The organism is Pseudomonas sp. MHK4 (genome assembly GCF_054600775.1).
In genome coordinates, this window is record NZ_BAAIAK010000001.1 from 991,631 (window position 1) to 1,017,209 (window position 25,579).

The following is a 25,579-nucleotide window of genomic DNA, read 5'->3' on the forward strand; positions in this document are numbered from 1 at the left end:
GGGGCATGGTGGCCCCGGCGAAAAAGTGGGGAATTACTGGGGAATATCCCCCAGCGCATCAAGAGCCAATCGTAACTAGATGAAAAACCAATGAATTTTTTATGGCATGCGGATTGCTCAAAGGGTTTTGTCGAGAATTATTCCCTGTGAGCTCCCACAGCGAGGCCCGTGATCATGAACGGCATATTCCACGCTCCCCCCTTACTCAGTCTCCTGCTGTTCGCCGCTTCGATGTTTGGCGTCGAGCTGGTTGAAGCCGCTGCGCGATGTGAACGCAACCTGGTGGCCAACGTCGTGGCGCTGGACCAGCCGCTGATGTTCAACCGCCTCGGTGCGCAGAACGTCAACGGCATGATGTTCGCCCTGCGCCGCGATGTGGTCGATGACCGGGACATCTCACTCGCCCAGGGCGGTGCGGCGGTGCCGGGCAAGGTCTCGCTGCGTCCCGACAAGCGTCCGCGCCCGCTGGTGCTGCGGGTGGCCGCCGGTGACTGCCTGACCATCAACCTGCAGAACCTGCTGGCCTATCAGGCCAACCCCGGTTCCCACGAGGGTGGCGAGGAAGAAGAGGGCGAGGAAGAAGAAGGCATCCAGATCGGCAACAACGAAAACTTCAAGGTCGACGAACAGGTCGCCGACCGGCATGTCGGTTTCCAGGTCAACGGCATGCAAGCGGTCAACAGCATCGACGACATCGCCTCGTTCACCGGGCGCAATGCCAATAGCCTGATCGCCCCGGGTGGCAGCCGTTCCTACACGCTGTATGCCGAGCGCGAAGGGGTGTTCGCCGCCAGCAGCCGTGGCGCAACCTTCGGTGGCGAAGGCGCGGCCGGCAACGTCGCCAACGGTCTGTTCGGCCAAGTGGTGGTGCTGCCCAAGGGTGGTCGCACCTACCGCAACACCGTGACCGAAGAAGAAATGCGCCTGGCCACCACCGGGCGCACGCCGGCCGGTCAGCCAATCGTCGACTACCAGGCGCGCTACCCGCAACGCGAGCCATGGATCCGTGAAGGCAAGGCCGGCACGCCGATCATCAACATGGTCGATGGCAACGAAATCATTTCCAGCGAGAGCGACGCGATCGTCATGGGCAGCAATGCCGATGGCAGCTTCCCGCCCTCGACCTATCCGCTGGAAGCCGTGGGCAAGCGCAACCCGGCGATTCCCAATCGGCTGGAACCGTTCCGCGATTTCGCCTCGCAGTTCCAGGATGAAACTGCCGCGACCCAGGCGTTCCCCGCTTACTGGGCCGACCCGGTGATGGCCCATGTGCTGGAACCGACCCGCGATTCGTTCATGATCAACTACGGCTCCGGCGGCATGGGCGCCGAAGTGGTGGCCAACCGTCTCGGCGTCGGTCCGATGCACGATTGCCTGTCCTGCGCCTACGAAGAATTCTTCCTCAGCTCCCACACCGTCGGCGACGTGGCGATGCTGGTGGACGTACCGGCCAACGCCGGCCTGGAAGGCATCACCCCCGGCCAGACACCGAGTGCCGACCAGGTGGGCGTCAAGGCGACCATGGCGCTGTATCCGTCCGAGCCGTCCAACGTCAACCACAGCTACATCGGTGACTTCGTCAAATTCCGCAACACCCACAACGGCCATGAGCAGCACATCTTCCACTTGCACGGCCATCAGTGGCTGTTCAACCCCAACGACGACAACTCCGACTATGTCGACGCCCAGGGCATCGGTCCGGGTGCCGGCTACACCTATGAAATCGCCAACGGCGGTTCGGGCAACCGCAACCGGGTCGCGGGCGATGCGATCTATCACTGCCACTTCTACCCGCACTTTGCCCAAGGCATGTGGGCCATGTGGCGGGTGCACGACGTGTTCGAAGAAGGCACCAAACTGGAAGTCTCGCAACAAGGCAACGACGGTTTCCACAGCGAGCCCTATGCCCTGCGTAGCGGTAAGCCCGCGGCGGGCGCACGGGCCTTGCCCGATGGTGAAATCGTCGCCGGTACGCCGATTCCGGCAGTGGTGCCGCTGCCCGGCAAAGCCATGGCACCGATGCCAGGCAAGGTCGCGGTCGTTCCGAAAATCGGCGAAACCCTGGTGGCTGCCAACGACGATGACGATGAAGAAGAGGACGACGACGATGACGGCGAGCACCATGGCGGCAGCGGTGGTGCCCAGGCCATCGGTTCCCTGGCCCTGGTCGATCGTAGCGAAGCCAACCGCAACGCCGATGGCACCCTGAAAAACCCGGGTTATCCATTCTGGATCGGCGGCATGGAAAGCTCGGTCGGCCAACGCCCACCGACTCCACCGCTGGACATGCTCGATGCGGCCTCGGCGCAAGCCTTGAAAGCCACGGGCAAAGCCCTGTGGGCCAACCTTGACCCGGCGCAGTCCGGTGGCTGGAACGGCGGCCTGGGCCGCCATGCGCTGGACGGCGTGTCTGCCGGTGGCGAGGCCGAGACCATCACCACCTCGCTGGATTTCTCCAAGACCGTGACCCGCGCCAAGCCGATCTACCTGCCGGAAGAGGGCACCGAAGTCGAGCAGGCGGCCATGGCCTTCCACGCCAAGAAGGATCACCCAAGCTTCGCCCTGCTGCCGGGCAACCAGATCGTCGCACGGCCTTTCCGCACCAACGGCGCCTTGCCGATGGCCGGTGCGCCGTACTACGAGCCGTGCATGGACGACCGGCAGAAACGCCTGACCAGCAGTGCCGGCACTGGTGAATTCAACAGTGGCGAGCGGGCCGACGGCATGTCGTTCATCGGCTCCTCGAGCTTCACCGCCGACCGTCCGCGCATCTACAAGGCGGCCAACATCCAGTTCGATGCGGTCTACAACAAGGTCGGCTACCACTTCCCGCAAGCGCGCATCCTCGCGCTCTGGGAAGACGCCTGGCCGGTGATCACCAAGCAGCGTCCGCCAGAACCTCTGGTGATGCGCATGAACACCTTCGACTGCGTCCAGTACCAGCAAACCAACCTGGTGCCGGCCACCTATGAGATGGACGACTATCAGGTGCGCACCCCGACCGACGTGATCGGCCAGCACATTCACCTGCCCAAGTGGGACCTGGTGTCTGCCGATGGTTCGTCCAACGGCTGGAACTACGAAGACGGCGTACTCTCCCCAGGTGCGGTGCAAGAGCGCATCCACGCCATCCGCGAGTTCAACCAGTGCGAGGGGGCTGATCCGCGCGACGGCACACCGGCCTGCCCGAAAGCCAAGAACCATCCGTACTTCGGTCAGTATGGCCGGGCCGACTGGGTCGGTGCGCGTACGGCCATGCAGCGCTGGTTCGTCGACCCGGTGGTCAACGCCAAAGGCGTCGACCGTGGCCTGGGCACCATCTTTACCCACGACCACCTCGGCCCATCGACTCACCAACAGATCGGCCTGTACGCCACCGTCCTGGCAGAACCTGCCGGTTCCACCTGGTTCCACGCCGAGACCGGCGAACCGCTGTACAGCGGCGCGCGCCAGGACGGCGGGCCGACTTCGTGGCAAGCGGTGATTTCCACCGGTGACATCGACGGCGACGGCAAGAACGACAGCTTCCGCGAGTTCTTCCTCGAATACAGCGACTTCCAGCACGCCTATGAAGCCGGTGTGTACGTAGGCGCCGGTCCTGATGGCAAACCCAACGCGCAAGGCTTCCCGGCCACCGCCGACAGCTTCCGCTACGCCATCAACCCGCCAGTGCGCAACAACGCCAGTACCCTGCTGGACGGTGTCCTGGAAGTGCAGGGCGGCATGGTGCCGGGTTGCCCGAGCCGGCCATGCCCACAAGCCATCTCGGTGGATGACCCGGGCATGTTCGTGGTCAATTACCGCAACGAACCGCTGGCCCTGCGGGTGTACGACCCGAACAAGGTCGGCCCGGACGGCAAGCGCGGCATGCAGGCCGATGGCCTCGGCGGCGACCTCGCGTACGCCATGCAGAGCCGTACCGACCGTGCGATCCCGGCGATGAACCTGGCGCCGAACCTGATCACCGCAGCCACCGGCCCCACCGGCGGCACCACGCTGTTCCCGCCGCACATCAACAAGGGCGGCGCCGAGCCTGGCGATCCGTTCACCCCGATGCTGCGTACCTACACCGGCGACAACGTGCGGCTGCGGGTGCATGCCGGCGGTCATGAAGAGGAGCACAACGTTACCCTGCACGGCGTGAAGTGGCTGCAAAGCGGTTCCGGTTTCGGCAACAGCTCCAACTCCGGCTGGCGCGCGTCGCAGATGATCGGCATCTCCGAGCAGATGGGCTTCATTGCGCCGGTGTCGATGCTGTCGAGTTCCGCGGCCACCACCGGTGACTACCTGTACTCGATGGACGCCTCGATCGAAGGCTACTGGAGCGGCATCTGGGGCGTGATGCGCAACTACACGGCGCAACGCAGCGATCTGTTCGCGCTGCCCAACAACGCCAAGCCGACCGGCATGCGTAACACCGTGGCCTTCGATGGCGTTTGCCCGCGAATCGGCGCCAACCCCAATGGCATCGGCACCCGGCCGACCCCACAGCGCAACTATGAAGTGGTCGCGGCGCTGGCCAACGATATCCTCGGCAATCCGTTGGGCCTGACCATCGGCGATCCCGCAGGGCTCGGCCAGCATGTCGGCGGGCCGTTGAACCCGGCCGGCGGCACCCTGGTGTTCAACTCGCGCACCGTAAGCATTCCCCAGGTCACCGTGACCGACCCTGAAGACGGTGAAACCATCACCATCGGCGGGCAAAGCGGGCCGCTGCATGACCCGACCGCGATCCTGTATGTGCGCAAGGCCGACCTCGACCCGACCACCGGCAAGCTCAAGCCCGGTGTGCCTGTCGAACCCCTGGTGCTGCGCGCAGCGGCCGGTGACTGCATCAACGTCACCCTGGAAAACCGTCTGCCGAGCGTGATGCCGGACCTGACCCAGACCGCGGTGATGCAAGGCATGGTCAAGCGTGATCGCAACAGCGGGACCGGTTCGACCACCTTCAGCAACAACCTGATGCGGCCGTCGAGCCACGTGGGTCTGCACGCGCAATTGCTGGCGTACGACATCACCAAATCCGACGGCACCAACGTTGGCGCCAACCCGACCCAGACCGTGCCGCCGCGTGTCGGCAGCAGCGGGGCCTACCCGACACGTACCTACCAGTACTACGCCGGGCACCTGGAGCGTGAAGGCAAACCGATCACGCAACTGGGGCGCAATGTCGACAACATCAACTCCACGGCGATCGAGTTCGGCGGCTTGAACTTCACTCCGGCGGACGTGATCAAGCAATCGCAAAAAGGCCTGGCCGGGGCGATGAGCATCCTGCCGGTGGGCGCCACCTGGGTCGACGACACGCGCAAAGTGAATGCCACGGTCACCGCACCGGGGCAAACCACCTACCGCGACTTTGCGATGGTCTGGCAGAAAGCCTTGAACATTCGCTGGGCCAACGGGCGGCCGGTGGAAGGGATTGCCGCGGAAGGGTTCGGCGTGCCGACCGATCCGCAGGACAACTCGAGCATGGCGATCAACTACAGGACCGAACCGCTGTGGTACCGCTTCGGCCTGGCCCCGGATGCACCGTTCGGCCATGCCGACGGCGCAGGCTACGGCGACATGGTGAATGCGCACATGGCCTACAGCAACGCGCTGGTGGGTGGTGATCCGCAGACGCCGGTGCTGTACGCCAAGCCGGGGCAACCGTTCCGTACGCACATCCTGATGCCTACCGGCGGCAGCCGCGGCACGACCTTCCAGCTGGACGGGCACGTCTGGTCGACCAACCCGTTCCTGTCGGAGAAGAGCGATACCGGTGGCTACCCGATGGGCACCCCTGGCGTGGGTTCGGTGAAGTTCGGCTACAACCCGATGTCGATGTACATCGGCGCCCACGAGAGCGTCCTGCCGGCCGCGCACTTCAGCTTCATGCTGCCGAGCGCCGGGGGGGTCAACGCGATACCGGGTGACTACCTGTTCCGCGACTACGGCGCCTACGGCAACACCTCCGGGTTGTGGGGGCTGTTGCGGGTAACCAACGAACCGGAACCGGCGCCAGTGCCGTAGGGCAGGAAACAACGCAACACCTGTAGGAGCTGGCTTGCCAGCGAAGACGTCAGCACATCCAACATGCGTGTGCCTGACACTCCGCTTTCGCTGGCAAGCCAGCTCCTACAGGGGTAGGTGGTGAGGCAGGCATAGATCTGTAAAGGGGAGAAGTGACATGAACAGGACCATCAAAATCGCCAGTGTCGCGCTGATCGTCGGGGTCGCGCTGATCTGGCTCGGGGTTTGGCGCACGACGCCCCCCACGTTGCTCAGCGATATTGCGCTGCCCGACACCTGGAGCGAGCAGACCCTTGAACGCGACGGCGTATCAGTCGCCCTTGAAGTGCGCCCGCTGACCGCAGGCGGCGTATTGCGCGAGGGTGAATTTGCCGACGTGCGATTCAAAGTCACCGACAAGGCGTCCGGCCAACCGCTGGCGGGTATCGCCCCCGGCGCCTGGATCGACCCCGAAACCGTTGCCGCCGACCAGGCCCAGGGCCGCGAACAGAGCTGCAAGGCCCGGGTCGGGGTGTTCCTCAAGTCGAGTATCGGTGCACGGCCGCTGCTCGATCTCAACAGCTACTTCCTGATGGTGATGAACCGCGATGCCAGTGTCTCGGTGGTCGACCCTTCGGTCTCGGTAGGCGGCATCACCAGCACCATGACCCGCATCGACATCAAGCAACCGCCGATGGATTGGGTCACCCCCAGGGACAACAAACGGGTATTCGTGTCGATGCCGACGGCGGGCGAAGTCGCGGTGATCGACAGTGAGCAATTCAAGCTGCTCGACTCGGTGGCCGCCGGCAGCAATCCGGTGCGCGTGGCCTTGCAACCGGACGAGCGCCTGCTGTGGGTCGGCAACAATGCCCCGTCGGCCGAGCTTTCCGGGGTCACGGTGATCGACACCGCCACGCTCAAAACCCTCAAGCACCTGGCCACCGGCAACGGCCACCACGAGATCGCCTTCAGCAAGGACAGCCGCGTCGCCTTTGTCACCAACCGCGACGACGGCACCGTCAGCCTTATCGACGTCGCCACCCTGACCATCGCCAAGCAACTCAAGACCGGTTCGCACCCGCTGTCGGTGGCGTACTCGCCACTGTCCGACGCGGCCTATGTGGCCGATGGCAAGGATGGCACCGTCACCGTGGTCGATGCCGCGAGCCAGTCGGTGCGGCGGGTGATCAAGGTCAAGCAGGGCCTGGGCCCCATGGGCTTCAGTGCCGACGGCCGTTTCGGCATCGTGCTCAATACCCTGGAGAACCAGGTCGCGGTGATCGATGCGGCCAACGATGCGCTGATCCATGAACTGGACGTGTCCGCCGAACCCTACCAGGTGGTGTTCACCAAGGCCTATGCCTACGTGCGCGGGTTGGCGTCGGCCAAGGTGACCATGATCAACCTGGCGTCCCTCGGCGAAGGCCGCAAGCCGATCAGCCAGGGCTTCGAAGCCGGGCCGCAGCCGCCGCGACTGGCCGGTGACCTGCCGCTGGCGTCGAGCCTGGCGGTGTCGCGGGACGACAACGCGGTGTTCGTGGTCAACCCGGTGGACAACACCACCTACTTCTACGCCGAAGGCATGAATGCGCCGATGTCCGGCTACCCCAACCGTGGGCAAGTGGCGCGGGCGGCGCTGGTCATCGACCGCAGCCTGCGCGAAGTCGAGCCGGGGCTGTACAGCTCGCGGATCAAGCTGCCGGCGGCGGGGCGCTTCGACGTGGCGTTCCTGCTCAACCAGCCCAACATCATCCATTGCTTCAGCGCCGAGGTTGCGGCCAACGACAAACTCGCACCTGTCGCCGGCGTGCCGAAGGTGGAGTTCCTGCTGGATAGATCCACGGCCGCCCTGGGCAGCCCTTATGTCGTGCGCTTTCGTATCGTCCAGGGCAAGCAGAAGGTCCAGCGCAGCGGGGTCAAGGACGTACAGGTGCGCTACTTCCTGGCGCCCAGCTCACGGCCTCGGCTCGTCGCGGCACAGGACCTCGGCAATGGCATCTATGAAGCCCCGGTCACCCTCGACCAGAACGGCGCCTGGTACCTGCACGTGCGTGCGGCGTCCCTGGGGGCGAATTTCGACGATCAGACGTTTGCCAGCGTCCGGGTTACACCCGGCCAAGCTCATTGAAGAGGACATCGACATGAAGCGATTTGCACACTCCGCACTGCTGACCCTATGCCTGTTGGCCTGTTCGTTGGAATTAGCTATCGGCCAGGCCCTGGCCCACTCGGCGGACGAACATGCCGGCCACACCCAGGCGGCCAAGAGCGCCAGCTCCGAAACCGCCCAGGTCAAGTTTGCCGACGTCGCGCTGGTGGACCAGAGCGGCAAGACCGTGCGCCTGGAAAAAGACCTGGTGGCCAACAAGATCGTGGTCATGAGCTTCATCTACACCAGTTGCACCACGGTCTGCCCGGTGGTGTCCTCGATCATGGGCAAGGTGCAGAAACAGCTGGGTGCTCGGGTCGGTACCGAAGTGCAGCTGGTGTCGATCAGCATCGACCCACAGCGCGATGACGCCAAGCGCCTCAACGACTACGCCCGCGCCTTCCAGAACGGCCCGGGCTGGAGCTGGTTGACCGGCTCCACGCAGTCGGTCAATGAAACCCTCAAGGGCCTGGGCAGCTTCAGTGGCGACTTCAAGAATCATGCGCCGCTGATATTGGTGGGGGACGGCAACAGCCGCCACTGGACCCGCTACTACGGCTTCACCGACCCGAGCATTTTGACCCGCCAGGTGGAGAAGCTCAGCGGTGAACGCAACGCCCATGCCAAACACACCGCCATCGCCATGGAGCATCAGCCATGAGACTTTTCCACGGGTTCGCCCTGAGCCTCTGCGCCTGCCTCGCAAGCTCGCAGGCCTTTGCCCACGAAGGGCATGCACCCGCGGCGCCTGCCGCCGATACGGTGGCGGCCGCCGCCCAGCCGACCGCTGGCACCCGCGATGCCAAGACCTGGTTCACCGACACGCCGTTGCAGGACCAGAACGGCAATACCCTGCGTTTCTACAGCGACGCGCTGCAAAACCGCGTGGTGCTGCTCAATGTGATTTTCACCAGTTGCACCGATGCCTGCCCGTTGATCACCCAGAAGCTCAAGCAAGTGCGCGAAGTGCTGGGCGACAAGGCGGACGGCATCACCTTTATCTCCCTTACCAGTGATCCGCTGCGGGACACCCCGGCGGTACTCAAGGCTTACACCTTGAAGCAGGGCGTTGATGAGCCCCACTGGCTTTTTCTTACCGGCGACAAAGCGCAGATGGACCTGGTCCTGGGCCGTATCGGCCAGGTCATACCGTCCCCCGAGCAGCACTCCACCCAGTTGATCGTCGGTGACGTGGCGAACAAGCGCTGGAGCAAGATCCGTCCCGATGCCCCGGCCGCCGCCATTGCCCAGCGCTTGCAGTTGCTGGCAATGCCGGTTGCCGGTCGCTGAGCCAGGGCCATGAAAAACGTCCTGATCCTCGGCCTGCTTCTCCTCGGCGGCATCAGCCTGAGCGCCCAGGCATTAACCCTGACGCCCAGCGAAAGCGCCGGCAAACGCCTGTACCGCGAGGGAGTATCCGCCAGCGGTGAGCCGATCATGGCCCGGATCGGGGCGGCGGGCATGCTCCTGCCGGCCACCAGCGTGCCCTGCGCCAACTGCCACGGCAGCGATGGCCTGGGGCGCCCGGAAGGCGGGGTGCGCCCGCCCGACCTGAGCTGGTCGCGGCTGACCAGCACCTACGGACAACAGCAGATCAACGGACGTGCCTACCCGGCCTACACCGAGGGCACTGTGGCCCGTGCGATCCAGGAGGGGCGTGACCCGGGCAACAACCGGCTCGATTCGGCGATGCCGCGGTTCGTCCTGTCGATGAGCGATCAACGCAACCTGACGGCGTACCTCAAGCGCCTGGCCGATGAACGCGACCCGGGCCTGAGCCCCGATAGCCTGCACCTGGGCACCTTGCTGCCGAGCACCGGCGTGTTGGGTGAGGAGGGCGTCACGGTGGCGGCGGTGCTGCGCGGCAGCGTGACGCGGATCAACGAAGCGGGCGGGATCCATGGCCGGCAGTTGCGCCTGACCATCCTCGACCCCGGCCCCGACCGTGTCAGCGCCGAGCATGCGCTCGACCAGTTGATCGAACAGGAACAGGTGTTCGCCCTGGTCGCACCGCTGGTGCCGGCGCTGGATAACGAACTGGCGCCACGCCTGGAACAGGCCGGCGTGCCCCTGATCGGGCCGCTGTCGTTGCAAGGCACGGCCCAGTCCAGCCGGCAGATTTTCGAACCGCTGCCGGGGCTGCGCGAACAGATGATTGCCCTGGCCAACTACGCCGCTACCAGCCTGCGCGTGCTGCAAGGCCCGACGCTGATCGCCTACCCCAACGAGCCGGGCCAGCGTCTGGCGGCGGAGAAACTTGCCCAGTACCTGCAGGACAACGCCTGGCAGAAAGTGCGCCTGCAACCCTACGAAACGGCGCAGGACGAGTTGCCGCTGGGCTCGCGCTCGGTGTTCTACATGGGCAGCAGTGGCGGGTTCAGTCGCCTGGCCGCGCGTTTGCAGACCGCGGGCCAGGTGCCTTACCTGTTCGCCGCCTCGAACCAGGTGGCGGGGGACCTGATGCAGGTGCCCAGCGGGTTTTCCCGGCGGGTGTTCCTGGCGTATCCGTTCGTGCCCAGCGACTGGACGCGCACCGGGCGCACCGCCCTGACCCAATTGCGCGAACGGCAGAAGCTCGGCGGCGAACACGCGGTACTGCAAGTCGGGGCCTACAGTTCGATGCTGCTGCTCAGCGAGGGCATGAAACAGGCGGGGCGCGATGCCAGCCGGGAAAAACTCATCAGTGCGCTGGAGGGCCTGCACGACTTCGATACCGGCCTGACCCCGTTGATCAGTTTCGGCCCGGGCCGACGCCTGGGCCTCAATGGCGCCCATGTGGTCACCGTGGACCTGCCCGACCAGCGCTTCTACCTGGTCGCCCCCTACAAACCCATTGCCGCCATGCCCTGATCCGGAGGCCGAAGATGAAACTCACGACTGTATTGGCGTTGTTGACCCTGTGGGTGCCCGCCGCGTTTTGCAGCAATGGCCCGGCCGTGGCACGGGTCAATGGCGAGGAGATTTCCCAGCTGCGCCTGGAGCGCTATTTCGCCGAATACCTGGAGGACCAGGGCCGGGCGGTCGCCAGCATCCGCAGTCCCAGCGCCTACAAACAGCTGCGCAAGGCGGCGCTGGATGCGCTGATCGACAAGGAGTTGCTGTGGCAGGAAGCGCTCAAGCGCGGGATGGTGGTCAGCGATGCCACGGTGCAGGAGCAGGTCGAGCAGACTCGCCAGGCCATGGGTGGCCCGCAGGTGTTCGCCCGGCGCCTGGAAGACGCCGGTTTCGATGAAGCCGCCTACATCGAGTACACCCGTCGCGACCTGGCCGCGCAGCAGATGTTCGCCGAACTCACGAAGGTCGCAGAGCCGGACGAAAACCAGGTGCGGGCGTTTTATCAGGAACACCGCGCAGAAATGAACCGCCCCGAGGAAATCCAGGTCAGGCATATCCTGGTCAAAGTGCCTCAGGGTGCGGATGCTTCCACTGTCGAAGCCGCCAGACTACGCTTGCAGGCAATGCACACGAGCATCCGTGAAGGCGCCGATTTTGCCAGCGTCGCCCGCAGCGGTTCCGAAGACGCTTCGGCCAGCGCCGGCGGCGACCTGGGCTACTTTTCCCGGGGGCGCATGATGCCGGAGTTCGAAGCCGCGGCCTTTGCCCTCAAACCCGGGGCCGTGAGCGAGCCGGTGCGCACGGCGGTTGGCTGGCATTTGATTTTTTTACAGAACCGGTTGGAGGCCACCGATGTCACAGAGGAGCAGGGACTTGAAATGGTTCGGGCCTACCTTGCCCGACAGAAACAGGTCCAGGCGCGTCTGCAGGCATTGGCGCAGCTGCGCGCAAGCAACAGTATCGAAAGAATTGACGATCAATGAGCTTTCCCCAACAGTGGGGGAAAGCGTCGCTGCACATCCGTTCGCTTTCCCCCGTTTTTGGGGGGTGGGGCATGTGGACGAAAAGGCATTGCTTTTAAATTCAAGGACATGAATACATAAAATTACCGGCGCTCAGCCTGGCATGAAGTGTGCGTTAGACCTATCAAGGCGCGCACTCCGCCAGGTTCGGTACTCGAACCTGCGGTTCAAGGAGTCCACCTTGTTAAACAAAGTACTGGTTGTTGAAGACGAACAACTTCTTGCAGAAAACCTCCAGGGTTACCTGCAGGCGCAAGAGTTGGAAGTCCGGATTGCTCACGACGGTGCGCAAGGAATCGCTGAAGCCGGCGATTTCGCACCCGATGTGATGGTGTTCGATTACCGCTTGCCCGATATGGAAGGCTTTGAGGTGCTCGATGCCGTCCGCCAGAACAGGAAGTGTCATTTTGTGCTGATCACGGGGCACCCCACCGCAGAGGTTTGCGAAAGGGCCCGGCAAATGGGAGTCAGCCATATCCTGTTCAAACCCTTTCCAATGGCGGAACTGGCGCGTGCAGTGCTTGATCTTCTGGGGAGGCAGCGCGAACCCAACGCGGGTGTGAGCAGTGCCGAAGGCTTTGTCGAACGACGCCAGAGCAGGACCGAGAGTTTCCCGCTGCAGTTGTACGACGGTAGTTGGGTGCTAGCAGATCGCCGACGAAGTACCTCGGCCTCCACAGCGCCAGACGACGAACAATTGCTCACCGGGGAGTAATGGCGCGACAAGAGGTTACGGCACATGCCGCAATTGCTCGCCGCGCCGACAGGGCTCTAAGCCCCGGGCGTTGGAGAGCAAGCCATGGACCGTCTATCCCTTGTCGTCGATGTGCCACCGCTGGACTCTGTACCGACTCGTTTTTCCAGTGAGCAATTGGCCCAGGCCCGTTCCCGGGCCGGCAGTACCGGCGAGCGGATGCTCGAGGCCCTCGGGGTGCTCTGCGAACTGGCCCCCATGCCCTTTATCCAGTGCCTGGGCGCCACCCTGCATTATCCGGTGCTCGACACCGACAGCCTGTTCCAATCCACGCCTGTGTTCGACCGGGTCACCCTGGCCCAATGCCTCAAGCGCGAATTCATCCTGCTGCGTCACGCCGACGCGGTCATCGGCGTGTTTGCCGACCCCTTCGACACCGCGCGCCTGGCCTGGATCGACGACTGCCTGCACGGCGCGCCGCTGTACCTGGTGCATGCCGATGACCTGAAAGCCTACCTGGCGCGCCACGAAGAAAGCTTTCACGCAGTGGAATCGCTCAACGCCCAGGCCGACGGCAACACCGAGATCGACACCCTGCAAAGCCTGTCGCTGACCAGCATCAGCGAAGACTCGAGCGTGGTGGTCAAGCTGGTCAACTCGACCCTCTACGACGCGCTGAAGATGCACGCCAGCGATATCCACCTGGGCACCACCGGCAGCGGCCTGGTGATCAAGTACCGCATCGATGGCGTGCTCAACAACATCAGCAAGATCCAGGGCAACGAGTTCGCCGAGCAGGTGATTTCCCGGGTCAAGGTCATGGCCGAACTGGACATCGGCGAAAAACGCGTGCCCCAGGACGGGCGTTTCAAGATCGGTATCAGCGGCCGCCAGATCGACTTCCGGGTGTCGATCATGCCGAGCATTTTCGGTGAGGACGCGGTGCTGCGGGTGCTCGACAAACAGGACCTGGCCGACAAGGTCTGCGGCGTGCAGTTGCAGGCCCTGGGCTTCGAAGAGGAAACCCTGCGCCAACTGCGCCGCCTGGCCGCCGAACCCTACGGCATGGTGCTGGTCACCGGCCCCACCGGCAGCGGCAAGACCACCACGCTGTACGCGATGATCACCGAGATCAACCACGGCGTGGACAAGATCATCACCATCGAAGACCCGGTGGAGTACCAGCTGCCAGGCGTGCTGCAAATCCCCGTCAACGAAAAGAAAGGCCTGACCTTCGCCCGCGGCCTGCGCTCGATCCTGCGCCACGACCCGGACAAGATCATGGTCGGTGAGATCCGCGACCCCGACACCGCGCAGATCGCCGTGCAATCAGCGCTCACCGGGCACCTGGTGTTCACCACCATCCACGCCAACAACGTGTTCGACGTGATCGGCCGCTTCACCCAGATGGAGATCGACCCCTACAGCCTGGTCTCGGCGCTCAATGCGGTGCTGGCCCAGCGCCTGATCCGCCTGGTCTGCAGCGCCTGCAGCACGCCGTACGCGCCGAGCGAAGAAGAGCTTTCAAGCTCGGGCCTGGACCCGCAACAGGTCGGCCACTACCAGTTTGTCCACGGCAAGGGCTGCGGCCATTGCCGTGGCACCGGCTACCGGGGACGCAGCGCGATTGCCGAGCTGCTGCACCTGGATGACGAGCTGCGGCAGATGATCGTCGAGCGCCAACCCATTTCGAAAATCAAGGCCCACGCCTGCAAGCGTGGCTTGCGCCTGCTGCGCGAATCGGCTCTGGAACTGGTGCAACAAGGCCGGACCACACTCGAGGAGATCAATCGTGTCACTTTTATCTCGTGAGCGTTATGTCGCCGTGCTCGGCGCCAGTGGTGTCGGCCTCGGTCAGCGTCAGGGTGGCGACACCCTGTGGCTGGGCAGCGTCGGCTTCATCGATGAAGGGTTCATGGCCTGGGCGGTCGCCCTGGAAACCCTCGACCGCCTGCTGGGCGAACATGCCCGCGCCGGTGCCGAGTTGACCGTGGTGGTTTCCGGCCACTTCAGCCGGTTCTGCCTGGTGCCCTGGAGCGAGCAGATCAGCAGCCCCGCCGAGCTGCAGGGGTTTGCCCAGCTGTGCCTGGAAGACCTCTACGGTGCGGCGAACCAACCCTGGGACCTGGTGCTGTCGGCCGAACCCGCCGGTTACGACCGCATCGCCACCGCGCTGCCACAGGATTTGCTCGAACGCCTGCGCACCCTGGTCAGCGGCCGTGGCTTGCGCCTGCGCTCGGTGCAACCGTACCTGATGGCGGCGTTCAATCACTTCGACAAAAGCTTCGACGCCGGCGACTTCCTGTTCGTGGTCGCCGAGCCGGTGCGCAGCGTCCTGCTGCTGGCCCGGGAAGGTCGCTGGACGGCAGTGCGCTCGGTGGGCAGCAGCGACAGCGATGCCGCACTGAGCGCGCTGGTCGGGCGCGAATGCCAATTGCAGGCGTCGGCCAGCGAACGGCCGTTGAACGTCTACCTGCACGCACCGGCGCGCATCGACTCGCATCCCGAAGTGCCCGGTGTGCAGCTGCGCACCCTCGAAGAAGGCCGGACCTGCGTACGCGATGGCCTGTACGTCATGTCCCGGACGGTGGCCTGACATGCGCCCGCTGATGCTCGACTTCCAGCCGCGCCGCCGCTCGAGCCTCCTGGGCTGGAGCCTGCTGGCCGGTGGCGTGGTGCTGGCGCTGACCTGCATGGTGTTTGCGCAACACCTGAGCGGTGAGGCCGAACAGCAACAAGGCCATCTGCAAACCACCCAACGGGTGCTCACCGGCGACACCGGCGGCAAGGTCAGCCTGACCCCGGCCGAAACCCGCGAGCAGGCGCAGAACCTGGCCGAGATGCGCAAGGTCTCGCAGCAGTTGCGCCGCCCTTGGGAGCGCCTGTTCGCCACCCTGGAAGCCATGCCCCGGGACAACATTGCCTTGCTCACCCTGACCCCGGATGCCCGCAAGGGCCAGGTGCGGATCAGCGCCGAGGCGCGCGACCTGGACGCCATGCTCGACTTCCACCGCCGCCTCGAAGCCTGCGACGAGCTCTCCGACGTGTCGTTGCTCAGCCACGAAATCGTCGCCAACGTGCCGGAACACCCGGTGCAATTCAACTTGTCGGCTACCTGGGAGATTGGCGATGCAAATCCCTAGATTGATCGTCCACGAATACCTGCAAAGCCTGGGCGTACCTGGCCTGGCGGGGCTGGCCATGCTGGTGCTCGCGCTGAGCTATGGGCTGTTCGGCCTGTTGCCGGACTGGCAGGCGCTGCAGCAGCTGAGCCAGCAGACCCGCGAAGCCAGCGAGTACCTGGCCAAGGTCGAAGAGGGCTCGGTCGCCGCCCCGGTGGTACCGCAACGCCAGTTGGATGATTTCCGCAGCAAACTGCCGACCCAGCCCCAGGCCACCGTCGCCATCGACAAGATCTATGCGCTGGCCGCCCAGGAACGCATCACCCTGTCCCGGGGCGAGTACTCGCTGGGCATCGATCCCAAGACCCACCTGGCGCGCTATCAGATCCTGTTGCCGGTGCGGGGCAGCTACCCGCAACTGCGGCGCTTCATGCACGCCTTGCTCGGCCAGTTGCCGGCGGTGGTGGTGGAAGACCTGGAGCTTTCGCGCAAGAAGATCGCCGACACCGACCTCAATGGCCGGATCCGCATGACCCTTTACCTGTCGAGGTCATGATGAACAGCAAACGCGCAATGGGTTGGGTGGCGTTCCTCGGCGTGGCCGCGGCGCTGACCTGGTTGCCCGACTACTTCAAGCCAGCCGACGACAGCGACCTTGCAGGTGCCGCCGTGGCCACCCCGGCCAAAGGCAAGAACCGTGGCGCGTTGCCAGGCGCGCAAGCTGCCGCTGCGCCCGTGGCGATCAAGGACCTGAGCCCGGCGGGCGACCTGTTCGTCGCGCGCAGCTGGAAGGCCGCGCCGACCCTGGCCAGCGTCACCGAACAACCGGTCAACGTCGCGCCGGTGGTGCAGGTCCCCACTGCACCGCCGATGCCTTTCCAGTTCATCGGGCGGATGGATGACCGCACCGACCTGCAAGTGTTTTTGCAAAACGGCGAAAAGATCTACGTCGTGCGTAAAGGGGATGTGATCGACGAAACATGGAAGATCGAGGGGATTTCCGATCTGGAACTGAGCCTGGTCTATTTGCCTCTGCATTTGTCCCAGACTTTGTCTGTGGGGAGCGCGCAATGAACAAATCCCGTTTGCTGATGAGCCTCTGTCTCTGCGCAGGGCTGGCTGCTTGCAGCTCGGCGCAGGTCGCCAAGGAAGAAGCCTCCGAGCTGATCGAGCAGGGGCAGTACGAAGCCGGCCTGGCCCGGATCGAGGAGGGCCTGCGGGAAAACCCTCGCGACACCGAACTGCACATTGCTCTCAACAGCACCCGCGCCCGGGCCGTCACGGCGCTGCTGACCCAGGCCGACATGGACCGCACCCAGCGCGATTTCGCTTCGGCCCGCATGGGCTACGGCCGGGTGTTGACCATCGAGCCGAACAACCGTCGCGCCCAGGACGCCATGCGTCAGCTCGAACACATGCGCAGCCTCGACGAGAAACTCGAACTGGCCCGCGGCGACCTGCGCCGCGGCGACATCTACGGCGCCGAGCGTCAGGTCAAACAGATTCTCGAACTGGACCCGAACAACGAAGGCGCCCTGGAGCTGCAAGGCAATATCCGCCTGGTACAGAGCCGCAACGTGGTGGCCTATCCGCAACTGCGCACCCGCCTGGACAAGCCGGTGACCCTGGAATTTCGCGACGCCAACCTGAAAACCATCTTCGAAGTGCTGTCCCAGGTCGCCGGCTTGAACTTCATCTTCGACAAGGACCTGCGCCCGGACATGAAAGCCACCATCTTCGTGCGTGACGTGCGCATCGAAGACGCCGTGGAACTGCTGCTGCAACAGAACCAGCTGCACCAGAAAGTGGTGAACGAAAACACCCTGCTGATCTACCCGGACTCGCCGCAAAAACTCAAGGATTACCAGGAGCTGGTGATGCGCACCTTCTACCTGACCAGCATCGATGCCAACACCGCGCTGAACATGGTCAAGACCATGCTCAAGACCCGCGACGTGTTCGTCGACGAACGCCTCAACACCCTGACCATGCGCGACACCGGCGACGCCGTGCGCATGGCGGAAAAACTCCTGCAATCGCAGGATCAGTCCAACCCCGAAGTGGTGCTGGAAGTGGAAGTGATGGAAGTCGCCACCCAGCGCATCCTCGACCTTGGCCTGCAATGGCCGAACACCTTCGGCGTGGTCAACAGCGACGGCTCGGCGGTGACCATTCTCGATCAACTCAAGGGCATCAACTCCAGCCGCATCACGATCTCGCCTTCGCCACAAGCCAAGATCAATGCCCAGGACAAGGACATCAACACCCTGGCCAGCCCGGTCATCCGCGTCAGCAACCGCGAGCAGGCGCGCATCCACATCGGCCAGCGCGTACCGATCATCAGCGCCACGTCGGTGCCGTCGACCCAGGGACCGGTGATCACCGAAAGCGTGACTTACCTCGATGTCGGTCTGAAACTGGAAGTGCAGCCCACCGTGCACCTGAACAACGAAGTGGCGATCAAGGTGGCCCTGGAAGTGAGTAACGCCACGCCCCTGGAACCGACCCGCCAGGGCACGATTCCGGTCCAGGTCGATACCCGCAACGCGCAGACCACCCTGCGCCTGCATGACGGCGAAACCCAGATCCTGGCTGGCCTGATGCGCAACGACCATGGCAGCACCGGCAACAAGATCCCCGGCCTTGGCGACATTCCTGGCCTGGGGCGGTTGTTCGGCAGCAACAAGGACGACGTCAGCAAATCCGAACTGGTGCTGTCGATCACCCCGCGGATCGTGCGCAACCTGCCGTACCAGAGCCCGTCGGACATGGAGTTCACCACCGGCACCGAAACCAGCATGCACATCCAGGCGCCGGATCGTTCGAAGGTCGAAGTCGAAGAGGTCAAGGCCAATGGCATGAGCGCACCGATCGCGACCACCGTTACCGTCGGGAAGCCTTGATCATGAACGCCTCGCAACGCGGTTTTACCCTGATCGAAGTCGTGGTGACGCTGTCCTTGATCGGCCTGCTGGCCGGCATGGCCGCGCCGCTGACCGAGACCGTGGTGCGCCGGGGCAAAGAGCAGGAACTGCGCACCGCGCTGTACCAGATCCGCGATGCCATCGACGCCTACAAGCGTGCGTTTGACGCCGGTTACATCGAGAAGTCGCTCAACAGCAGCGGCTACCCGCCGAACCTGCAGGTGCTGGTGGAAGGCGTGCGCGATGTGCGCAGTGCCAAGGGTGCCAAGTTCTACTTCCTGCGGCGCGTGCCCCATGACCCGCTGGCACCGGTCAAGCGCGACGACGAAGGTGGCTGGGGCGTGCGCTCCTACGACAGTACGGCTCAGAACCCGCGGGAAGGCGAGGACGTCTTTGACGTTTACTCCAAGGCCCGCGGCAAGGGGCTCAACGGCATCGCCTACCGGGAGTGGTGAGCATATGCGTCGGGAAAAGGGTTTTACCCTGCTGGAACTGATGGTGGTCATGGCAATCATCGCGACCCTGATGACCATCGCCTTGCCACGCTATTTCAACAGCCTGGAGGCCTCCAAGGAGACCACGCTGCGCCAGAGCCTGTCGGCGATGCGCGAAGCCCTGGACCACTACTACGGCGACACCGGACGTTATCCCGATTCAATCGAGCAGCTTGTTGAACAGAGATATCTGCGCAATCCGCCAATGGACCCGATCGCCGAACGCAAGGACGCCTGGGTCATGGTTGCACCGCCTGACGGCGTGGCCGGCGGTGTCGCCGATATCAAGAGTGGTGCCACAGGGAGGGCCCGTGATGGCAGCCTTTATTCCGAGTGGTAAGCCTGCATCAGAAGAGGGCTTCACCTACCTGGGTGTGCTGTTTCTGATCATGGTGATGGGCATGGGCCTGGCCAGTGCCGGCGAGCTGTGGTCCACCGCCTCGCGCCGTGACCGCGAACGCCAGTTGCTGTGGGTCGGCACCCAGTACGCCCAGGCATTGCGCAGCTATTACCGCAGTTCGCCAGGCCTGGCCCAGTACCCGAAAGAACTCGCCGACCTGTTGCAGGACGAGCGCTTTCCAAATGCCAAACATCATATCCGCCAGCTCTACCCGGACCCGATCGGCGGCGGCGAATGGTTCCTGATGCGCGGCTTCGACGGACGCATCACCGGCATCAGCAGCCCGTCCACGGACACGCCCCTGAAACAGGCGGATTTTCCCAACCAGTGGTCTGACTTCAACGGCATGGCCAGCTACAAGGACTGGCAGTTCGTGGCCGAGAAAGCCTTCCTTGATGGCACCTCGGGCCCGGCCAAAGGCCAGTCCACAGCACCCCAGGCGTTGCAGCCATGAAGCGCTTCTGCCTGGCCTTGATCCTGGTGCTGAGCGCCTCTTTGACCTGGGCCGGTGAAGAGGACGAAATGCTCGGCTTCATCGTCGACGACACGATCTCGCACATCGGCCACGACTTTTACTACTCGTTCAGTGAACGCCTGCGCGCCACCAGCCCGATGGATTTCAACCTGGTGGTACGCGAACGACCTTCGGCTCGCTGGGGCAGCCTGGTGACCGTGGAATATCAACAACGACTGGTTTACCGGCGCTTCCTGCCGCCGAACACCGTGGAGCTCAAGGACGAGGCCTATGCCGCCGCCGACTGGGTACGCGGGCAGATTGTCCAGCGCAAGCTGGAAGCCTTGTTGCAGGACACCACGGACCTTGAGAGGGACGAACTATGAAAGCGAAAACGTTTTTGCAGCGCGCCGGTGGATGCTTGCTCGGCCTGGGCGCCTGCGCCCTGGCCCAGGGCACGGAACTGGTCTACACGCCCATCAACCCATCGTTCGGCGGCAACCCGTTGAACGGCACCTGGCTGCTCAACAACGCCCAGGCGCAGAACGACTACGACGATCCCGACTTGAAGGATCGCACCTCGGCGGCCGGGACCTCGGCCCTGGAGCGCTTCAGCGCCCAGTTGCAATCGCGACTGCTCGGGCAACTGCTGGACAACATCTCCACCGGCAACACGGGGAGCCTGTCCACGGACGCTTTTATCGTCGACGTGGTCGACGACTCCGGTGCCTTGACGATCAACGTGACCGACCGGGCCACGGGTGAAGTTTCGGAAATCCAGGTCAATGGCCTGGCCCCTTGAGGGGATGCGGGTTTATGGGGAGTTAAGGACATGAAAAAAATAATAGCGCTAGGGCTGATGTTGGCGGCATTGCAAGGGTGCAGTCTGCAAGAGCCGATGCCGGCCGAGCAGGACTCGAAAACCCCGACGCTGACCCCAAGGGCCTCGACTTACTACGACTTGATCAACATGCCACGACCCAAGGGCCGCTTGATGGCGGTGGTCTACGGCTTCCGCGACCAGACCGGGCAATACAAGCCAACCCCGGCCAGCTCGTTCTCCACCAGCGTCACCCAGGGTGCGGCGAGCATGCTGATGGACGCCTTGCAGGCCAGTGGCTGGTTCGTGGTGCTCGAGCGCGAAGGGCTGCAGAACCTGTTGACCGAACGCAAGATCATCCGCGCCTCGCAAAAGAAACCCAATACCCCGGTGAACATCCAGGCTGAACTGCCACCACTGCAAGCGGCGAACATGATGCTCGAAGGCGGAATCATCGCCTACGACACCAACGTACGCAGCGGCGGGGAAGGGGCACGTTACCTGGGCATCGACATTTCCCGGGAGTATCGCGTCGATCAGGTCACGGTGAACCTGCGGGCGGTGGACGTGCGCAGCGGGCAGGTGCTGTCCAACGTCATGACCAGCAAGACCATCTACTCCGTGGCCCGCAGTGCCGGGGTGTTCAAGTTCATCGAGTTCAAGAAGCTGCTCGAGGCCGAAGTGGGCTACACCACCAACGAACCGGCGCAGTTGTGTGTGTTGTCGGCGATCGAAGCGGCGGTGGGGCATATGCTGGCCCAGGGGATCGAGCGGCATTTGTGGCAGGTGGCGGGGGATAATTCCCAGCCTGCGCAGAACGAGACGCTGGATCGGTACCTGACGCAGAATCGGGTGGTGCCGGAGGGCGAGGGGGCGGACGAGTGAACCGGGGCGGCCTTGTAGGAGCTGGCTTGCCAGCGATGGCGGCCTGACAGCCGACCCATCTCCCATGGCCGTACCCGATCCACTGTAGGAGCGAGCTTGCTCGCGATGGAGGTCAACGATGACGCGGCGAGCCTGACACCCCGCGGTGCACTCAGGTTTTTCGCGAGCAAGCTCGCTTCTACAGGGCCCACTGCGCAGAACCTATATTCGGCCTCCCGAGGTGGCAAGAGAATCAAAAGCAAGATCAAAAGCCAAAGCGAGGCCCGATCCAGGCAACATCTGTAGGAAAAATACGAGGCTACATTGCCTTGCGCCGTTGCCTGTACCTACGCCGGAATCCGCCGGCTTGTGCGCCCTGATCCCCTGGCTTTATTGTTGCCGCACCGCTGTACATTCAGCGGTCGGGTCTAGCAGCTCGGTCAATTTCAAGGCGCGCCAGTGTCACCCCGTTATGGTGGCTGTGCGTGGGGCACTTCGGTGCGCCGGGTTCCTTGATCGCAGTCTTCGGCAGCTACAGGTGCTTTGCTACTATCAGTTCTGCCAGGTCACAACCTTGGCGTCATCACAGATACTCAAGCGCTCGGACCTTGAACGCTCGGAGCATCCCATGTTTTTCCCCCAGCAAAATCTGCTCTGCCTCTATCGATACGACCCTCTGGATCGTCTGATCAACCACACCCAACCGCTAGCGTCCCCACTTCACCGCTTTTACTGCAGCAGTCGCTTGGCCACCGAGATTCAAGGGACATCGCACCATTCCATTGTCCAGCACGAAGAACTGCTGTTGGCACAACAAGAGTGCCAGGGCGAAGCGTTCGAAACCGCACTGCTGGCCACCGATCTGCACCGCTCTGTACTCCATGCACTCAAGCCAGACGATCAACGACGCCCCATCGCCTATTCATCCTATGGCTACCGCCACCCTGAAAACGGACTGCTCAGTTTGCTGGGTTTCAACGGCGAACGACCAGACTCGGTGACTGGGCACTATTTGTTGGGTAATGGCTATCGGGCGTTTAATCCCGTATTGATGCGGTTTAACAGTCCGGACAGTTGGAGTCCGTTTGGGAAGTGTGGATTGAATTCATATGCATATTGCTTGGGCGATCCGGTGAATTTTTCCGACCCGACGGGGCACGTTCGATTTGGTTTTCTAGAACGCGTGAAAAAATTCTTTAGTTTCGGAACGACGCCTGAAGTGAGAAATGTTCCCACGAAAAATTCGCTTGAGGGCATTGCTTTTGATCCATTTCAAGAAATATCACAATATTTAGGTCGGGCTGACATGGACAGTCTTGCTCAGACTTCATGGCAGCTTAAAGAGCATTCGACAGCGGCAGGAATGAGTAACTTAAAAAGTTACCTGGCGTCTCATGAAGCAAGCGGAAAACCGGTTCACAGCTCCCTGAGTTCGTCTCGAAACGAATTCAGGCAGGTCATTTTGGAATCTGGCCGTATATCACACGATTCGGTGGCGCCTTTACGGGGTGTCGGTAGCGCTGCATTTAAAGAACTTCATCCGGCGATCAAGGGGTCGGCAACGCTAAAGCAGCTTAGTGGACAAGCCAGGCAGAGAGCTGCCGACAAGGTCAAAAAGGCAGGTCTTCCTGATGGAATTGAAAAAGAGCAGAAACTTAATTCGCTTCATGCACATCACCTTTCATCGCTACTTAGATCTCGATAATTCAGCGCTTTCATCAGAAACGCGCATCGACATTCCAGTCAGCCAAGTTCCAATAAAGCAAAAAAACCGCGACCTTCCCTCAAGGGCCGCGGCTCTTTCACCCCATGCGATTATTTCTGCATCACAGTCGCACTGTTCGCCGTACCAAACTGCTGCACGTTCGCCGTCTGGGTCATCCCACTCTGGTTCACGCTGGTGATGTTGCCAGTCCCCCCCTGGGTCACATACGCCACGTTCATGGTGTCGGCCTGCTTGATGGTGATCATGTTGTCCTCGCCATACAGCTGCGTGGTGAACGCCTGGTTGCCGGTGCCTTCCTGGTCGATGTTGGTGGTGTTGTTGGTGCCGGTGCTGCTGCCCTGGGTCAGGTTGTTGGTGCCGCGCTGGTCGGCGATGAGGATGTTGTCGGTGCCGTTCTGGTCGAAGTACAGCTCGTTGTAGGAATCGGCCTGGGTGACCGTGGTCTTGTTGCCGGACCCGGTCTGGTTGGTGGTCATGATGTGGCCGGTGTTTTTCTGGGTGAAGTTGGCGACGTTGCCGTTGCCGTTCTGGTTGACGGTAGCGCGCTGGTTGCTGCCGAACTGGCCGCCCATTTGCGTGACCGGGCCTTTCCAGTTGCTCGCGTAGACCTTGTTGTCGTTACCCGAGGATGTGGCGTTGAGCACCTGGCCGCTGCCGGTCTGGTAGGTGTAGTGGATGTTGCCGATGCCCTGTTGATTGAGGGTCACGGTCGAGCCCAGGGACTCGAACTGGTCGGCATAGATCGCGTTGAGGTCGCCGACCTGGATCACCTGGGCCACGTTGTGGTCGCCGAAGCTCTGGTCGACGATGGTTTCGTTGGTCTGCCCGTTCTGGTCGATGGTGGTTTTGCTGGCGACCTGGGTGTCCTGCCAGACTTCGCTGCCGTTGCCGTCGCCGTACTGGTTGATGGTCAGGTTGCCGCCATCGCCGTAGCGCTGGTCGCCGTAGGCATAGTTGTTGCCGCCGGACTGGGTGATGTCGATCTGGCCGTTCATGTGATTGATCTGTTCGGCGGTAGCGTAGTTGGCGGTGCCGTACTGGATGATCACCGCATTGTTGGCCGTGCCCAGCTGGATCTGTTCGATGTTGGCTTCGTTGTTGTCGCCATATTGGTAACTTTTGCCGGAGGTATTTTCCTGGCTGTCCTGGTAGATGAACGAGAAGTTTCCGGTGCCTTCCTGTAGTTGCAGGATCTGGCCACCGCCGACCCCGATCGACTGGCTGGCATGGCTGGTGTTGGTGTCACCGGCCTGGTTCTGGATGATGGTGCTGTTGTTCTCGAACAGTTGCTCGGCGTAGCCGGCGTTGTAATTGCCGGACTGGCTCTGCTCGATGGTGCTGGTGGCGGTGTCCTGCACGGCGGCCGCATCGTTGCCCGCACCCGACTGGTTCTGGGTGGCGGAGCTGGACGGTGCCGAAATCTGCTTCACATCGGCGATGTTGGTGTCACCGAACTGGTTTTGGGTCGACACGCTGTCGTCGGCCAATGCTTGGGCACTGACGATGACCAGGATGGCGGCGGTGAGGGGCGTCAATTTGAACATGATGAAACCTCCAGGTGGTGCAGTGCTTTAGCGATATTGGGTGACCGATACGCTCATTCCATTTCCTGCCTGGGTCACAGCGCTTTGCTGACCCGTGCCGGCCTGGACAATGCTGGCGTCGTTGTTGTTGCCGTTTTGAGATATCTGCGCGCGGTTGTGGCTGCCGGTTTGGGTAATGGACGCGGCGTTGCCGGAACCTTGCTGGTTGATCAAGGCCATCAGGTCGCTGCCTTGCTGCAGGATGTAGGCTTCCTGATTGCTGCCCGACTGCACGATCTGGCCGAGCAGCGACTGGCCGTTCTGTTGCAACAGCGCGACGTTGGCCTGGCCGTTCTGGTCGATCAGGGCTTGCTGGCCCACGGGGGGTGGCAGCTCGCCGAGATCGGCGCCGGGCGCCAGGTCGTCGTTCTCCATCAAGTCGTCGGCACGCACACCCGTGCTGCTGCAGAGCAGAAGCAGGCAGAGCAGGGCGGCGGTCGGCGTTTTCATGGCGTTGTCCTTTCGTTAGAGGCTTGCCCCATCAGCCAGCCTGGC

The 25,579-nt window shown here is 63.0% G+C and carries 22 protein-coding genes; 20 read left to right on the plus strand and 2 right to left on the minus strand.

The annotated features are described in order from the left end of the window. Positions 1 to 174: 174 nt before the first annotated feature. The 20 genes from mnxG to ACYP2Q_RS04385 all read left to right on the plus strand — a co-directional run bounded on the left by mnxG (position 175) and on the right by ACYP2Q_RS04385 (position 23,480). Positions 175 to 6,015, plus strand: a complete 5,841-nt coding sequence (gene mnxG / locus ACYP2Q_RS04290; protein WP_459729346.1) for a manganese-oxidizing multicopper oxidase MnxG — start codon at positions 175 to 177, stop codon at positions 6,013 to 6,015. A 157-nt stretch (positions 6,016 to 6,172) separates the two neighbouring features. Next, positions 6,173 to 8,125, plus strand: a complete 1,953-nt coding sequence (locus ACYP2Q_RS04295; protein WP_459729347.1) for a YncE family protein — start codon at positions 6,173 to 6,175, stop codon at positions 8,123 to 8,125. A gap of 13 nt (positions 8,126 to 8,138) precedes the next feature. Next, positions 8,139 to 8,807, plus strand: a complete 669-nt coding sequence (locus ACYP2Q_RS04300) for an SCO family protein (RefSeq protein ID WP_459729348.1) — start codon at positions 8,139 to 8,141, stop codon at positions 8,805 to 8,807. Next, the gene (locus ACYP2Q_RS04305; protein ID WP_459729349.1) at positions 8,804 to 9,436 is read left to right on the plus strand and encodes an SCO family protein; all 633 of its coding nucleotides are present in this window, start codon (positions 8,804 to 8,806) and stop codon (positions 9,434 to 9,436) included. The genes ACYP2Q_RS04300 and ACYP2Q_RS04305 overlap by 4 nt, the downstream gene beginning before the upstream one ends. Before the next feature lie 9 nt (positions 9,437 to 9,445). Further along, the gene (locus ACYP2Q_RS04310) at positions 9,446 to 10,996 is read left to right on the plus strand and encodes a cytochrome c/ABC transporter substrate-binding protein (RefSeq protein ID WP_459729350.1); all 1,551 of its coding nucleotides are present in this window, start codon (positions 9,446 to 9,448) and stop codon (positions 10,994 to 10,996) included. Positions 10,997 to 11,010: 14 nt separating this feature from the next. Continuing rightward, the gene (locus ACYP2Q_RS04315) at positions 11,011 to 11,964 is read left to right on the plus strand and encodes a peptidylprolyl isomerase (RefSeq protein WP_459729351.1); all 954 of its coding nucleotides are present in this window, start codon (positions 11,011 to 11,013) and stop codon (positions 11,962 to 11,964) included. A 220-nt stretch (positions 11,965 to 12,184) separates the two neighbouring features. Continuing rightward, entirely contained in the window at positions 12,185 to 12,718 is a 534-nt protein-coding gene (locus tag ACYP2Q_RS04320; protein WP_459729352.1) for a response regulator, read from the plus strand. A gap of 84 nt (positions 12,719 to 12,802) precedes the next feature. After that, positions 12,803 to 14,509 (plus strand): GspE/PulE family protein, encoded by a 1,707-nt coding sequence (locus ACYP2Q_RS04325; RefSeq protein ID WP_459729353.1) that lies wholly within the window; start codon positions 12,803 to 12,805, stop codon positions 14,507 to 14,509. After that, on the plus strand, positions 14,490 to 15,293 hold the full coding sequence (locus tag ACYP2Q_RS04330; RefSeq protein WP_459729354.1) for a hypothetical protein: 804 nt from the start codon (positions 14,490 to 14,492) through the stop codon (positions 15,291 to 15,293). Before ACYP2Q_RS04325 ends, ACYP2Q_RS04330 begins: the two co-directional genes overlap by 20 nt. Before the next feature lies 1 nt (position 15,294). After that, complete coding sequence (locus ACYP2Q_RS04335; RefSeq protein ID WP_459729355.1) at positions 15,295 to 15,840, plus strand: pilus assembly protein; 546 nt, start codon at positions 15,295 to 15,297, stop codon at positions 15,838 to 15,840. Beyond that, positions 15,827 to 16,375, plus strand: coding sequence for a GspMb/PilO family protein (locus ACYP2Q_RS04340; protein ID WP_459729356.1), 549 nt, complete (start codon positions 15,827 to 15,829; stop codon positions 16,373 to 16,375). Before ACYP2Q_RS04335 ends, ACYP2Q_RS04340 begins: the two co-directional genes overlap by 14 nt. Continuing rightward, a complete protein-coding gene (locus tag ACYP2Q_RS04345; RefSeq protein ID WP_459729357.1) occupies positions 16,375 to 16,893 on the plus strand; it encodes a hypothetical protein in 519 nt (172 codons plus the stop codon). The genes ACYP2Q_RS04340 and ACYP2Q_RS04345 overlap by 1 nt, the downstream gene beginning before the upstream one ends. Further along, the gene (locus ACYP2Q_RS04350) at positions 16,890 to 18,722 is read left to right on the plus strand and encodes a secretin N-terminal domain-containing protein (RefSeq protein ID WP_459729358.1); all 1,833 of its coding nucleotides are present in this window, start codon (positions 16,890 to 16,892) and stop codon (positions 18,720 to 18,722) included. Before ACYP2Q_RS04345 ends, ACYP2Q_RS04350 begins: the two co-directional genes overlap by 4 nt. Before the next feature lie 2 nt (positions 18,723 to 18,724). Continuing rightward, positions 18,725 to 19,198 (plus strand): type II secretion system protein, encoded by a 474-nt coding sequence (locus ACYP2Q_RS04355; RefSeq protein ID WP_046815448.1) that lies wholly within the window; start codon positions 18,725 to 18,727, stop codon positions 19,196 to 19,198. A gap of 4 nt (positions 19,199 to 19,202) precedes the next feature. Then, positions 19,203 to 19,577, plus strand: a complete 375-nt coding sequence (locus ACYP2Q_RS04360) for a type II secretion system protein (RefSeq protein WP_008054599.1) — start codon at positions 19,203 to 19,205, stop codon at positions 19,575 to 19,577. After that, positions 19,552 to 20,091, plus strand: coding sequence for a type II secretion system protein (locus tag ACYP2Q_RS04365; RefSeq protein WP_459729359.1), 540 nt, complete (start codon positions 19,552 to 19,554; stop codon positions 20,089 to 20,091). The genes ACYP2Q_RS04360 and ACYP2Q_RS04365 overlap by 26 nt, the downstream gene beginning before the upstream one ends. Continuing rightward, positions 20,088 to 20,477 carry a curli production assembly/transport protein CsgE gene (csgE, locus tag ACYP2Q_RS04370; protein ID WP_459729360.1) on the plus strand — a complete coding sequence of 130 codons (390 nt, stop codon included), beginning with the start codon at positions 20,088 to 20,090 and terminating at the stop codon, positions 20,475 to 20,477. Before ACYP2Q_RS04365 ends, csgE begins: the two co-directional genes overlap by 4 nt. Next, the gene (locus tag ACYP2Q_RS04375; RefSeq protein ID WP_459729361.1) at positions 20,474 to 20,893 is read left to right on the plus strand and encodes a curli assembly protein CsgF; all 420 of its coding nucleotides are present in this window, start codon (positions 20,474 to 20,476) and stop codon (positions 20,891 to 20,893) included. The genes csgE and ACYP2Q_RS04375 overlap by 4 nt, the downstream gene beginning before the upstream one ends. Before the next feature lie 30 nt (positions 20,894 to 20,923). Further along, positions 20,924 to 21,796, plus strand: coding sequence for a CsgG/HfaB family protein (locus tag ACYP2Q_RS04380; RefSeq protein ID WP_459729362.1), 873 nt, complete (start codon positions 20,924 to 20,926; stop codon positions 21,794 to 21,796). A gap of 607 nt (positions 21,797 to 22,403) precedes the next feature. Beyond that, a complete protein-coding gene (locus tag ACYP2Q_RS04385; RefSeq protein WP_459729363.1) occupies positions 22,404 to 23,480 on the plus strand; it encodes an RHS repeat-associated core domain-containing protein in 1,077 nt (358 codons plus the stop codon). A 110-nt stretch (positions 23,481 to 23,590) separates the two neighbouring features. Here ACYP2Q_RS04385 and ACYP2Q_RS04390 read toward each other — a convergent pair whose 3' ends face one another. Together ACYP2Q_RS04390 and ACYP2Q_RS04395 are read right to left on the minus strand one after the other, a co-directional pair. Continuing rightward, positions 23,591 to 25,045, minus strand: coding sequence for a curlin (locus tag ACYP2Q_RS04390; RefSeq protein ID WP_459729364.1), 1,455 nt, complete (start codon positions 25,043 to 25,045; stop codon positions 23,591 to 23,593). Positions 25,046 to 25,072: 27 nt separating this feature from the next. Further along, positions 25,073 to 25,534 carry a curlin gene (locus ACYP2Q_RS04395; RefSeq protein ID WP_459729365.1) on the minus strand — a complete coding sequence of 154 codons (462 nt, stop codon included), beginning with the start codon at positions 25,532 to 25,534 and terminating at the stop codon, positions 25,073 to 25,075. Between the last annotated feature and the right edge of the window lie 45 nt (positions 25,535 to 25,579).